Origin of the sequence: Anaerovirgula multivorans (genome assembly GCF_900188145.1) — a bacterium.
In the GTDB taxonomy this organism is placed as follows: Bacteria; Bacillota; Clostridia; order Peptostreptococcales; family Natronincolaceae; genus Anaerovirgula; species Anaerovirgula multivorans.
Window position 1 is genome coordinate 290,138 of sequence record NZ_FZOJ01000001.1, and the last position, 12,962, is coordinate 303,099.

The following is a 12,962-nucleotide window of genomic DNA, read 5'->3' on the forward strand; positions in this document are numbered from 1 at the left end:
TTATTGTCCAAGGAAAGGAAACTTAAATTTCCCTCCTTTTTTCATTGATTTTTCCATATCAGTAAATTGCTTCATCATTTTTCTTGTTTGTTCAAATTGTTTAATTAAGCGATTCACCTGTTGAACAGTTGTGCCACTACCATTTGCGATTCTTTTTCTTCTACTACCATTAATAATCGTTGGATTTAATCTTTCTTCTTTTGTCATAGACTGAATAATGGCCTGTATATGAACTAGTTCCTTCTCATCCACTTCAAGGTTTTTTAGTTGCTTACCACCACCACCAGGAATCATCTCTAGTAGTTGACTTATGGGTCCCATACTTTTAACCTGCTGCAGCTGATCTAAAAAATCCTCAAAAGTAAATTGCTGGCTTTTCATTTTGTTATGAAGATCCTTGGCTTTTTCTGCGTCAAAAGAAGCCTGTGCCTTCTCTATAAGACTTAAAACATCCCCCATTCCCAATATCCTTGAAGCCATTCTATCTGGATGGAAAGGTTCAAGGTCGTCTAACTTTTCACCTAAGCCAACAAACTTTATTGGCTTATGAGTTACTGATCGAACAGATAGTGCAGCACCACCTCTGGTATCTCCATCTAGCTTTGTTAAAATGACACCATCAATACCTAATTTGCCATTGAATTCTTCTGCAACATTTACAGCATCTTGACCCGTCATAGAATCAATTACTAATAATATTTCATGAGGTTTAACAGTAGATTTTACATCTTGTAATTCCTCCATGAGCTCTTCATTAATATGAAGTCTTCCTGCGGTATCAATAATGATAACATCATTCCCATGGTTTACTCCATGCTCTACTCCAGCTCTAACGATATCAACTGGACTTAGCTTATCTCCCATAGTGAATACTGGAACATCTACTTGTCCTCCAACAACCTGCAGCTGTTTGATGGCAGCTGGCCTATAAATATCTCCCGCTATCAGCAAAGGTCGCTTCCCTTGTTTTTTCAGTAGCCCTGACAGTTTACCACAGGTAGTAGTTTTACCCGCTCCTTGTAAGCCTACCAACATAATTATGGTAGGAGGTTTAGAAGCAAAGGTTAATTTGCTCTGGGTTTGACCCATTAACTCTGTTAACTCTTCATTTACTATTTTTATAACCTGTTGACCAGGAGTAAGACTTTCCAACACCTCTACTCCAACAGATCTGTCTTTTACTTTTTTTACAAAGTCTTTTACCACTTTAAAATTAACGTCCGCTTCTAATAAAGCTAATTTTACTTCCCTCATAGCTTCTGATACATCTTGTTCAGTAAGCTTTCCTTTGCCTTTTAACTTTTTAAAAGTGTTTTGAAGCTTTTCAGCTAATCCTTCAAAAACCATGTTTTTCACCTACCTAGAGGATTCAATTATTAAACAATTCATCAAATAACAGTTTCATATCATTAATTTCTTGTTTCAATTTTTCTTTTGATGAATTAGACTCTACTTGCTTTTCTAACCTAAAAACTTTATCCTTCAATTTTTCAATATTCGTCATCTTTGAATCGAATAGTTTAAAAAGCTTGAGTTTATCTTCATAATCATAAAGAATTTTTTCTGTTCTTTTAATCGTATCATACACTGCCTGTCTAGATATCTGCAGTTCCTGGGCAATTTCACCTAGCGATAGATCTTGATTGTAATATAAATCGATCATATCTCTTTGTTTTTCTGTAAGAAGTTGACTGTAAAAATCATATAGCATTGATATTTCAATTTTCTTTTCAATCATGACAGCACTTCCTATTCATTGATGTAAAGTAAATTTCCTTTACATTAGGATTTTATACTATAACCCACCTACTGTCAAGTACTTTTTATTTACAATTCTTCATTCTTCACCAAATAATGCTTTTACAAAGGTATTGGAATGGAACTCTTGTAAATCCTCCATTTTTTCACCTACTCCAATTAATTTAACAGGAATATTCAATTCTTTACTAATTGCGATAACGATCCCACCCTTTGCAGTGCCATCTAGCTTAGTAAGCACTAATCCAGAAATATTGGCTACCTCTTTAAATGTTTTAGCCTGTTGTATAGCATTTTGTCCAGTTGTGGCATCTAAAACTAGTAGTACCTCCTTAGAAGCTTCCGGAAATTCTCTTTCTACTACTTTAAACACCTTTCCTAATTCATTCATTAAATTCTTTTTATTGTGGAGTCGTCCAGCAGTGTCGCATATTAACACATCTACATTTCTAGCTTTGGCAGCTTGAATTGCATCGTATACAACAGCTGCTGGATCAGATCCCTCTTGATGCTTTATTACATCTACCCCTACTCTGTCCCCCCAGATTTTAAGCTGATCAATAGCAGCCGCTCTAAAAGTATCTCCTGCAGCTAGTACTACCTTTTTTCCCTGTTTTTTTAACTTATGAGCTATTTTCCCAATAGAAGTTGTTTTTCCAACTCCATTCACTCCTACAACTAAAATAATTGATGGAGAGGGTTCAACATTCAATGCTGTAAAGGATAATTCATTCAATATAATGGTTAATTTTTCTTGAAGTATTTCTTTAATTTCCTGTGGTTCAACAAGCTTTCGTTCCTTTACAGTATCTTTTAGTTCTTCAATAACCTCCATTGTTGTGCTCACACCAATGTCAGCACCAATTAAGATTTCTTCTAATTCTTCAAATAATTCTTCATCTATCTTTTGATAAGATTTTATTAACACATCAATCTTATCTGTAATACCTTTCTTTGTTTTTGATAAGCCCTCCTTTAACCTTTTAAAGAGACTTACCTTCTCCGTAGCTTCATCCACTACCTGTTCCTCTATCTCTTCTTCTTCGATAGCTGTCATTTCAACATCAACTTCTATTTCTTCATCCTCATCTATCTCCTGAAGAAAGCTTTCTTCATTTGCTTCAAAATCCTCAGGTATCTCTTCTACTTCCAACTCTTCCTCTTCAGCTAAATGTTCATTTTCTTCAACTTTATTTGTATCTAATAAATCCATATCTTCTTCTAACTCTAGTCTCTCAGGATTTTCTTCTTCATTGCCACCTTGATTTTCTTGCTTTTTCTCTTCTACCTCATCAGGTTTTTCATTTTTGTTCAATAACTTATCCCATATTTTTTTTAACATGAAGCATCCTCCTAACTAGCAATTTCTTTGTTGAATTCATCTGTAAATTTGACCGATACAATCTTTGATATACCTTCTTCCTCCATTGTTACACCATATAATGCATCAGCGCTTTCCATAGTACCTTTCCTATGGGTAACAACAATGAATTGGGTATCAAAAGATAATTCCTGTAAAAACTTGGCAAATCGATTGACATTGGCATCATCTAATGCCGCTTCAATTTCATCTAATATGCAAAAGGGACTAGGTTTCACTAATAGTATTCCAAACAAAAGAGAAATAGCAGTTAAAGCCCTTTCTCCTCCTGAAAGAAGTGATAAGCTTTGTAATTTTTTGCCGGGAGGTTGAGCAATGATTTCAATGCCACAATCTAACAAATCCTTCTCATCCTCTAATACTAATTCAGCTTTACCTCCACCAAAAAGTTTAATAAACACTTCATTAAAGTTTTCTCTTATTTTATTAAACTCTTGAAGAAACTGTTGCTTCATACTTTCTTCCATATCTTTAATGACTTTGACTAACGTTTGTCGAGCACTTTCCAAGTCATCCTTTTGCTGCTTTAAAAATTGATGTCTTTCTTTAACGCTTTCGTATTCTTCAATAGCATCTAGATTGATACTGCCTAAGGATTTTATTCCGTCCTTTAAAGACTTTATTTCCTTAGTCATGTTAATATGATCAGGAACATCTTCTTTTATTTCTTTAGCATGATTATAGGTTAATTCATATTCCTCCCACAATTTATTATAGAAGGCTTGCTGTTGCATTTCTAATCTTGTACATTTTACATCAAGTTTATAGGTACTGTCATGCAAATCTTTTATTATTTCTTCAACCTGATTTAACATTTCTTTCGTTTGTTTCTGTACCTGTTGAAGCTCTTGCTTGCCATTTTTTAAGACCGTTAATCTTTCTTCAAGTTGGTTTAGCTTATGAACGCTATTCTGTAATTCTTTTTTGCTCTTCATTAATTCCTCTTGAAGAGAACTGTATTGATTGTTGGTGTTTATAATTTCCTCATTCTTTTCAGAACATTGCATCTCATTATGTTTAATCGTTTCCTGTAGATTTTCTATTTCCTGTAATAACCCTCTTTTCTGTTCCTGTAAAGATGCAAGGTTTACTTTATGCTTTGTTATTTCTTCATTCAATTCTTCTAACTTTTGTTTCCCAATAAGTAAATGTTTTTCACAATCTTCTAAAGTATGCTTTGTACTTGCTATCATTTCTTCCATAGAGGCTATTTCTTTATTAATACCAATATATTTTTCTGAAGTTGTTTGTTTTGCTTCCATTAATTCCTTTATTTCTCGCTTCAATTGCTTGATAAAAACATCTGTTTTTCGGTTTTCTTCCTCAGTCTGCTGTTCTTTACTAGCTAATGTAGCCTCTTGAATCTTTAAGTCCTGTTGTTTCTCCGTTAACATTTTTACTTCTTCATCCAAAGTATTTTTTGCTTCAATCAATTGGTTGTATTGTAGTTCTACAGTATGTTTTTCTTTTTCTAAATTTCCTATTGATTCTGTCAGCTCCTCAAGCTCCCTTTTTCTACCTAGAATACTACTTCCTTTAAAACCAGAACTGCCCCCAGTAATCGATCCCCCTAGATTCATAACATCTCCATCAATGGTTACAATCTTAAATCTATGTTGCGTTGCTTTCGCCATTTTAACGCCTATATCTAAATTAGGTACAATCAATACTCTAGATAGAAGGCTAGAAAAAACATTGGTAAAGCTATGATCAAATTCAATAATGTCTATTGCTACCTTTACATCTTTAAAACCTTCGATTATTTTTAGCTCACTATTTTGTATCGTTTTCTTTTGTATAGAAGTTAATGGGAGAAGTGTAACTCTGCCTAAACTATTCTTTTTCAAAAACCCAATTAATCTTTTTGCATCTTCTTCATTTCTAGTCACAATATGCTGTATACTTGCTCCTAAAGCTGTTTCTATAGCAACCTCGTATCCTCTAGGAACCTTAAGAAGATTTGCCACAACGCCATATACACCTTCACCTAATGCTTGGTTCCTGTCACAAGCAACTAATATGTTTTTTACACTTTTGTTATATCCATCATGCTCTTTTTCCATCTCTTCTATAACATTTTTCTTAGAAGCTTTATGTTGAATTTCTTTCCTCATGCTGTCTAGCTTTTTTAGTATATTATTCTCTTGATTCACAAGTAAATGCTTCTCACTTGTAATGTTTTTTATCCTATCCATTATATTATTCATATTGCTTCTTAATTCCGTTAAGCCTTGTTGTAATTCTATAAAGGTTTTATGTCCTGCAACTGCCTTCTCCTCATGATGATTAATTTCCTTATGAATTTGTTCCATACGTTGTTGCATCGTATCCGTAAGCGTTTTATATCTATTGCCTTCACTTTTCAGATCTGAAATAGCATTTAAGGTATCAATAATCGTTGATTTAGAATTTTCCACATCTTCCTCTTTTAAAGACTTCGAACGGTTAATGTCATTATATTGTAAAACTTTGTCCTTCATTTCTGTTTCAAGTTCATCTAAATCTGTATCAATTGTTTTTAGTTGGATGAGCTTAGCTTCCAATTCTCCTCTAGTTTTAAGGTTTATGTTTGAAATATCTTTAATTTCTTTTTCTAATCTATTGATATTTTGGGTATAATGCATCAATTTTTCTTGATTTACATTAATCTCCCCTTCTTTTTTGCCGATTTCCTTTTGAGTATTATGATACTCATCTTGAATCTTTGCGACTTCCTCTTCTCTTAATTCCAGCTGATTTTCTATTTCACTTAGTTTTTCACAAAAATTATTTTTCTCTATTTCTTGGGTCGACAAGGATTTTTTAAGAATCTCCATCTGCTGGTGAATATGTTTCAATTCCGTATCAATTTTGTCGATTTCTTTAATAAATAGATTAACCTCCAGCTTTAGCAATGTTTCTTTTAGCTCATTATATTTTTGTGCTTTAAAGCTTTGTTTTTTTAGAGGCTCTAATTGATTTTCCAATTCATTTAATATATCTGAAACTCTAATTAAATTATCTTTTGTAGCACTTAGCTTCTTTTCTGCTTCATTTTTCCGATGCTTATATTTAACAATCCCTGCCGCTTCCTCAAATAACTGACGTCTATCCTCTGATTTACTACTTAATATTTCATCTATTTTACCTTGTCCAATAATTGAATATCCATCTTTACCGATTCCAGTATCCATTAGAAGCTCTCTAATATCCTTAAGTCGGCAGGCTGACTTGTTTAAATAATATTCGCTTTCCCCTGATCGATACATTCTTCTCGTTATAGTTATCTCATCATATTCGATGGGCAAAGCTTGAGAGCTATTATCTAAAGTTAAAGAGACTTCCGACATCCCCAATGGCTTTCTAGTGCTAGTACCAGCAAAAATAACATCTTCCATCTTACTTCCCCTTAAAGATTTAACACTTTGTTCTCCAAGTACCCACTTAATACCATCGGAAATATTACTTTTACCACTTCCATTAGGTCCTACCACAGCAGTGACACCTTTTTCAAAATTTAGCTCTATTTTATTTGCAAAGGATTTAAATCCATAAAGTTCTAATTTTTTTAAATACAAAAAAATCCCTCCACACTTACCATTCAATCACCATGAAATCATTTTATCATAAAACCTTATTCTTAACTCTATAAAAGTTTTTTCTGACTACCATTATCAATGAACCTCTAACTTCACTGTATCTATTTCTATACTAGGGTAAGGTTTTATTATTATTTTTGATAAATGATACTTATTTATTAAATAATTTTTATTTGACTGCTTATATCCTGCTACTTTAGATGCTGCACTAGGATGACAATAGATTGTAAGTTCTTTCAACTCATAACCGTCATATTTTCTAAGGTTATTTTCTATTAAATCCTTATAGATCTCCGACTCCACTATTTCTCTAAATGCCGGGTGATAAGGTCCCGCCACGATCGCTTTCCCATAAGCAATATCTTCAGTGGATTGGAGTCCTAGTCTAATGACAGGAATGTTATTTTCTTTGAATTCTAATAATAGGCTTTTACATATGTCCACAGTTTCCTCCAAGGTAAAGGGTACGTATTCTCCTTTTTTGTACAGAATTTCCAAATATGTATCTTTAATAACAATGGTTGGATAAATCCGAAGAAAGTCTGGCTTTAACAAAATAATATCCTCAGCAGTTCTTTTAATTGTATTTCCACTGTCCCCAAATAATCCAACCATCATTTGTAGACCCAATCGAAAATCGTATTTTTTCACTAGTTCAACTGCTTTAAATATATCTTTTCTTGTATGGCCTCTTTTATTTAAAAAGAGAACATGATCATCAGTAGATTGCACACCTAATTCAATAATCGAAACTCCATACTGTTCTAATATAGATAATATCTCTTTATTTATATAATCAGGTCTAGTAGAAAGTCTAATCTCCTTTACATAGCCTTTTTTCTTCATCCTATAAGCTGGCGTCAATAATTCTACTTGTTTTTCTATCGGAAGTCCTGTAAAGCTGCCTCCATAGAAGGCTATTTCTAGATTTGTAATAGGTTTTGGATATAATTCCATATACCGATTAATAACCTCTATAATATTCTCCTCACTATTATTCTCAACTTCACCTGCTATTTTCTTTTGATTGCAAAAACTACAATCATGAGGGCAACCTTTATGGGGAATGAAGATAGGAATAATATAGCTTTTTTTAGACATATTTACCTTAACCTTTCTTAATAGCTTCCTCTGCTGCTCTTTGTTCAGCTTCCTTCTTACTTTTTCCACGTCCTCTACCAATCACCTTATTTCCAATTAAAACCTCAACTTCAAAGACTTTGTTATGATCAGGACCATATTCATTTACAACATGATATGTAATTCTTTCTGAGGTTTTGCTTTGCAACAATTCCTGTAGATGTGTTTTATAATCTCTAAATAAGATTCCCTTGCTGGCAAGATCGATACTCTCTAAAAAATAATGCAGTATAAATTGCTTTACCACCTGAATTCCACCATCAATATATATGGCTCCAATTAATGCTTCAAAAGCATCTGCCAGGATAGACTCCCGTTGTCTACCTCCAGTGAACTCTTCACCTTTGCCCAGTAATAAATACTGACCAAGTTTGATTTCTTTGGATCGCATTGCCAAAGAAGGTTCACAGACTACATTTGCTCTTACCTTCGTTAGTTCACCTTCAGGGAGATGTTTATACTTGATAAAGATATATTCACTAACCACTAAGCTTAAAACAGAATCCCCCAAAAACTCTAGCCTTTCATTATACTTAACCTTTTTAAATTTTGATTCATTTGCAAAAGAACTATGGGTTAAAGCTTCTTTTAAAACTTCGCAGTTTTTAAAGTTATAATTCAAGGCCTTCTGAAGTAACATCATATTTTCTTCAATATTTGTATTGTTGTATGGCATCTTTTTCCCCCCAATAAAGAATTGGAATATTTCTTCTGTATTTGTAGTTTAGAGTAGAACTCCTTTTAATATACAGATTTCCTATATTATTCTTTAATGCAACATCCTATTTGTGTACATTAAATCCAATAACATTTTACTATTAAAAAGTGATAAATGCAAAAAATAATTATAGAAATCTAAAGATTTCTATAATTATTTTTTATGAAAGCTTATGCAGAGTATTTTTTAAAGATAATTGTAGCATTATGTCCACCAAATCCAAAGGAATTGGATAGTGCATAATTTACTACTTTTTCTCTAGCTTGATTTGGCACGTAATCTAAATCACATTCTTCATCAGGCGTTTCATAATTTATGGTAGGCGGTACAAGATCATTATAGATAGTCAATGCACATATCATACCTTCTACACCGCCAGCTGCCCCTAATAGATGTCCCGTCATAGATTTAGTAGAACTAATGGCTATGTCTTTTGCATGCTCTTTAAATACCTTTTTAATAGCCATTGTTTCAAATTTATCGTTATAAGGTGTACTAGTACCATGGGCGTTGATGTAATCAATTTCCTCGTAAGAAATACCTGCATCCTTTAAAGCATTTTCCATTGCCCGCGCTGCCCCTTTTCCCTCTGGATCTGGAGCAGTAATATGATATGCATCAGCGCTCATACCATACCCAACAACTTCTCCATAGATTGTTGCTCCTCTATTAAGGGCATGTTCTAGTTCTTCTAATATCAGCATACCTGCTCCTTCTCCCATAACAAATCCATCTCGATTTAAATCGAAGGGCCTGCTGGCTTTTTTAGGATCTTCATTATAGGTAGACATTGCCTTCATTGAACAAAAACCTGCAATAGCTAACGGAGTAATAGAAGCCTCTGTTCCTCCAGTAATCATTATATCGGCATCTCCTCGTTCAATGATCCTATAAGCTTCCCCAACAGCATTGGTAGAAGATGCACAGGCAGTAACAATCGTACTATTTGGTCCCTTTGCATCGAAGTACATAGAGACTTGTCCAGCACCAATGTTTGTTATCATCATTGGAATAAAAAATGGACTTATTCTTCTTACGCCTTTATCTAAAAGCCTTTGGTTTTGCTCTTCAAAGGTTTCTATACCACCTATACCTGAACCAAGAATTACACCAAATTTTTCAGACTCAATCTCCTCTATATCGATACCTGCATCTTGGATTGCCAATTGAGAAGCTGCAACCGCAAACTGTGTGAACTTATCCATCTTTCTTGCTTCTTTTTTATCAATATAATTTTCTGGTTGAAAATCTTTAACCTCTGCAGCAATCTTTGTAGGATAATCAGCTGTATCAAATTTTGTGATAAAATCGATCCCTGAAACTCCTGTTGTCAATGCCTCCCAAAAGGATTTTTTTCCTATACCTATGGGAGTAACACAACCTAATCCTGTTACAACAACTCTTCTTTTCATATTGTCCTCCTTTACCTACTTTGACTTATAAAATCCCGATGACATCGGGATTTTTCAGTCCTATAGGTTTTTTTCTACAAAAGTTACAATATTACCAATGTTTTTAAAATTTTCAGCTTCATCATCTGGTATTTCAACCCCAAATTCATCTTCAATAGCCATTATGATTTCTACAGCATCTAATGAATCTGCTTCTAAATCGTTCATTAGTGATGTTTCCTTTTTAATTGTTGTTAGATCATCTACTCCTAATTGCTCTCCAACAATTTTTACAATTTTTTCAAATACCATAGTAAAATCCTCCTTAAATTTAATTTATTAGATTGCCATACCACCATCTACGTTTATCACTTGACCAGTGATGTAGTTGGATTGATTGCTACTTAAAAAAACCACAAGATTTGCTATGTCATCAGGTTGCCCATATCTTTTAAGTGGTATACTCTCCATTAAACCACTTTTTATATCCTCTGATAAAACAGCGGTCATATCTGTTTCAATAAACCCCGGGGCAATTGCATTTACATGAATATTTTTACTAGCAACTTCCTTTGCAATAGACTTAGTAAACCCAATTACGCCAGCCTTTGAGGCAGAATAGTTTGCTTGACCAGCATTACCTGTCACACCTACAACGGATGATATATTGACAATCTTCCCATGCTTTTGCTTCATCATTTTTCTAATTACTGCTTTAGTACATAGGAAAACACCTGTTAAATTAACATCTATAACCTGTTGCCATTCCTCTTCCTTCATTCTTAGTAAGAGATTATCCTTAGTGATACCAGCATTATTCACTAAGATATCAATGGTATCGAAATGATTCTCAACTGTCTCTATCATTTTTTTTATATCATCACTTTTGGTTACGTCACATTGAATTGCTAGTCCTTTTACATTATAGGCTTCTATCTCTTTTACAACCTTATCAGCAGCTTCTTTATTGCTAGTATAATTAATGATTACATTCGCACCATTTCGGGCTAATTGTAAAGCAATAGATCTGCCAATTCCTCTTGAACCACCTGTTATAATAACATTTTTATTTTCTAAAATCAACGGTACCCCTCCCTACGGTTTTACTGGTAGTGCTTTTAAGCTAGCCATATCTTCTATGCTATATATGTTTATTTTCTTATCTAGGCTCTTTCCTATTCTTTTAATAAATGATGCCAATGTTTTTCCTGGCCCTATTTCAATAAAAGTTTCCACGTCATTTTCTATCATTAACTCCACAGAATCCTGCCACAATACTGATTTGCTTACCTGATTTACCAATGAATCTATTACTTTGGACTTGCAGCTTAATATCTTAGCTTCTGCATTTGTTACAACTGGGATTTCAGGAGAATTGATGCTTAGACTTTGTAAATCTTCTTTAAGTTTTTCACCTGCTGGTTTAAGTAAACTACAATGAAAAGGAGCGCTTACAGGAAGTAATACAGCTTTTTTTGCTCCTAGCTCAAGGGCTTTCTTTACTGCTACTTTCACAGCCTCAATTTCACCTGAAATAACGATTTGACCTGGGCTATTGAAATTCGCAGCTTCAACGATACCATACTGACTACAGCTATTTAAGCATTTCTCTAACACTTGTCTTTCCAAACCTAAAATAGCTGCCATTACACCTACACCTAAGGGAACTGCCTCCTGCATATATTTACCTCTTTTTTTCACTAATTGCACTGCATCACTAAAGCTAAATACATTGGATTTAACTAATGATCCATATTCTCCAAGACTTAGCCCCGCTGTCATTTCGCAACCAATTCCCAGTTCTTCCATGGCCCTTAAAATAGCTACGCTGGTGGTTAATATCGCTGGTTGAGTATTTTCTGTTTTTATTAATTCTTCATCTGGACCTTCAAAGCACAGCTTTTCCATATCTAAATGCAAGCAATCACTGGCTTCTTCAAAGGTTGTTTTTGCAATTTTAAAATTCCCAACAATTTCTTTACCCATACCTATATATTGAGAACCCTGACCTGGAAATACAAAGGCAGTTTTACTCATAAGCTATTCCTCCTTATTCAATGCCTTTAATCTTTTTAACTCTGTGGCTGCTTCATTTATTACTTCATCAATAATCTCTTTGCAGGATTTAATTTCCTTAACCATAGCAGCTATTTGCCCCGCCATAACAGATCCGTTTTCCACATCTCCATCTATTACAGCTATTCTTAGTTTTCCTACCCCTAGCTCCTCTATCTCCTCTGGAGATATGCTATTTTTTTCTAGCTTTAAAAAGTCTTTTGTAAATTTATTTTTTAATACTCTTACAGGATGCCCCGTGCTCCTGGCAGTAACAACAGCATCCCTGTCTTTTGCCTTTAACACCATCTCTTTGTAATTATCATGAACTGTACATTCGGTAGAACAGATGAATCTTGTTCCCATTTGAACTCCTTTTGCACCTAAAGCCAGAGCCGCTAAAAACCCTCTTCCATCAGCTATTCCCCCAGCTGCAATTACTGGAATTTCGATTTCATTTGCTACTTGTGGTACCAGTGCAAAAGTGGTTAACTCCCCTATGTGCCCTCCCGCTTCTGTCCCTTCAACAATGACAGCATCCACTCCAAGGGTTTCCATCCTTTTAGCTAAGGCCACTGAAGGTACTACAGGAACGATCTTCGTTCCAATTTCCTTCAGCTTTTTTATATATTTTCCAGGGTTTCCTGCTCCAGTTGTAACGACAGGAACCTTATGTTTATGTACGATCTCCATTACTTCTTCAACAAAAGGGGATAATAACATTACGTTTACACCAAAGGTTTTATCAGTTAGCTTTTTCGCCTTGATAATTTCTCCTTCTACAACTTCTCCAGGAGCATTACCAGCTGCAATAATGCCTAGTCCTCCAGCATTTGAAACTGCTGCAGCTAATTCCGCAGTTGCGACCCAAGCCATTCCTCCTTGGATAATTGGATATTGAATATTTAAAATTTTACATAGTTCTGTCTGCATCATAACCA

At 34.2% G+C, this 12,962-nt stretch carries 11 protein-coding genes; all 11 read right to left on the minus strand.

Features of this window, described 5'->3' with window-relative positions:
* The 11 genes from ffh to fabK all read right to left on the minus strand — a co-directional run bounded on the left by ffh (position 1) and on the right by fabK (position 12,957).
* A complete protein-coding gene (gene ffh, locus CHB72_RS01560) occupies positions 1 to 1,347 on the minus strand; it encodes a signal recognition particle protein (protein ID WP_089281099.1) in 1,347 nt (448 codons plus the stop codon).
* Between the two features lie 22 nt (positions 1,348 to 1,369).
* Positions 1,370 to 1,738, minus strand: a complete 369-nt coding sequence (gene ylxM, locus CHB72_RS01565; protein ID WP_089281100.1) for a YlxM family DNA-binding protein — start codon at positions 1,736 to 1,738, stop codon at positions 1,370 to 1,372.
* Positions 1,739 to 1,837: 99 nt separating this feature from the next.
* Complete coding sequence (gene ftsY, locus CHB72_RS01570) at positions 1,838 to 3,100, minus strand: signal recognition particle-docking protein FtsY (protein ID WP_089281101.1); 1,263 nt, start codon at positions 3,098 to 3,100, stop codon at positions 1,838 to 1,840.
* A gap of 11 nt (positions 3,101 to 3,111) precedes the next feature.
* Positions 3,112 to 6,696 (minus strand): chromosome segregation protein SMC, encoded by a 3,585-nt coding sequence (smc, locus tag CHB72_RS01575; protein ID WP_089281102.1) that lies wholly within the window; start codon positions 6,694 to 6,696, stop codon positions 3,112 to 3,114.
* A gap of 96 nt (positions 6,697 to 6,792) precedes the next feature.
* Entirely contained in the window at positions 6,793 to 7,887 is a 1,095-nt protein-coding gene (locus CHB72_RS01580; RefSeq protein WP_242974997.1) for an elongator complex protein 3, read from the minus strand.
* Positions 7,826 to 8,533, minus strand: a complete 708-nt coding sequence (gene rnc / locus CHB72_RS01585; RefSeq protein ID WP_089281103.1) for a ribonuclease III — start codon at positions 8,531 to 8,533, stop codon at positions 7,826 to 7,828. Before rnc ends, CHB72_RS01580 begins: the two co-directional genes overlap by 62 nt.
* A 212-nt stretch (positions 8,534 to 8,745) precedes the next feature.
* Positions 8,746 to 9,987 carry a beta-ketoacyl-ACP synthase II gene (gene fabF, locus CHB72_RS01590; RefSeq protein WP_089281104.1) on the minus strand — a complete coding sequence of 414 codons (1,242 nt, stop codon included), beginning with the start codon at positions 9,985 to 9,987 and terminating at the stop codon, positions 8,746 to 8,748.
* Positions 9,988 to 10,047: 60 nt separating this feature from the next.
* Positions 10,048 to 10,278 carry an acyl carrier protein gene (gene acpP / locus CHB72_RS01595; RefSeq protein ID WP_089281105.1) on the minus strand — a complete coding sequence of 77 codons (231 nt, stop codon included), beginning with the start codon at positions 10,276 to 10,278 and terminating at the stop codon, positions 10,048 to 10,050.
* A 27-nt stretch (positions 10,279 to 10,305) separates the two neighbouring features.
* Entirely contained in the window at positions 10,306 to 11,049 is a 744-nt protein-coding gene (gene fabG, locus CHB72_RS01600) for a 3-oxoacyl-[acyl-carrier-protein] reductase (protein ID WP_330396962.1), read from the minus strand.
* A 12-nt stretch (positions 11,050 to 11,061) separates the two neighbouring features.
* Complete coding sequence (gene fabD, locus CHB72_RS01605; RefSeq protein WP_089281106.1) at positions 11,062 to 12,003, minus strand: ACP S-malonyltransferase; 942 nt, start codon at positions 12,001 to 12,003, stop codon at positions 11,062 to 11,064.
* Positions 12,004 to 12,006: 3 nt separating this feature from the next.
* A complete protein-coding gene (fabK, locus tag CHB72_RS01610) occupies positions 12,007 to 12,957 on the minus strand; it encodes an enoyl-[acyl-carrier-protein] reductase FabK (protein WP_089281107.1) in 951 nt (316 codons plus the stop codon).
* Positions 12,958 to 12,962 lie beyond the last annotated feature (5 nt).

Coding starts and splice junctions, on each gene's coding strand:
- ffh (WP_089281099.1), bottom strand. CDS start 1,347: ATGGTTTTTGAAGGATTAGCTGAAAAGCTTCAAAACACTTTTAAAAAG.
- ylxM (WP_089281100.1), bottom strand. CDS start 1,738: ATGATTGAAAAGAAAATTGAAATATCAATGCTATATGATTTTTACAGT.
- ftsY (WP_089281101.1), bottom strand. CDS start 3,100: ATGTTAAAAAAAATATGGGATAAGTTATTGAACAAAAATGAAAAACCT.
- rnc (WP_089281103.1), bottom strand. CDS start 8,533: ATGCCATACAACAATACAAATATTGAAGAAAATATGATGTTACTTCAG.
- fabF (WP_089281104.1), bottom strand. CDS start 9,987: ATGAAAAGAAGAGTTGTTGTAACAGGATTAGGTTGTGTTACTCCCATA.
- acpP (WP_089281105.1), bottom strand. CDS start 10,278: ATGGTATTTGAAAAAATTGTAAAAATTGTTGGAGAGCAATTAGGAGTA.
- fabD (WP_089281106.1), bottom strand. CDS start 12,003: ATGAGTAAAACTGCCTTTGTATTTCCAGGTCAGGGTTCTCAATATATA.
- fabK (WP_089281107.1), bottom strand. CDS start 12,957: ATGATGCAGACAGAACTATGTAAAATTTTAAATATTCAATATCCAATT.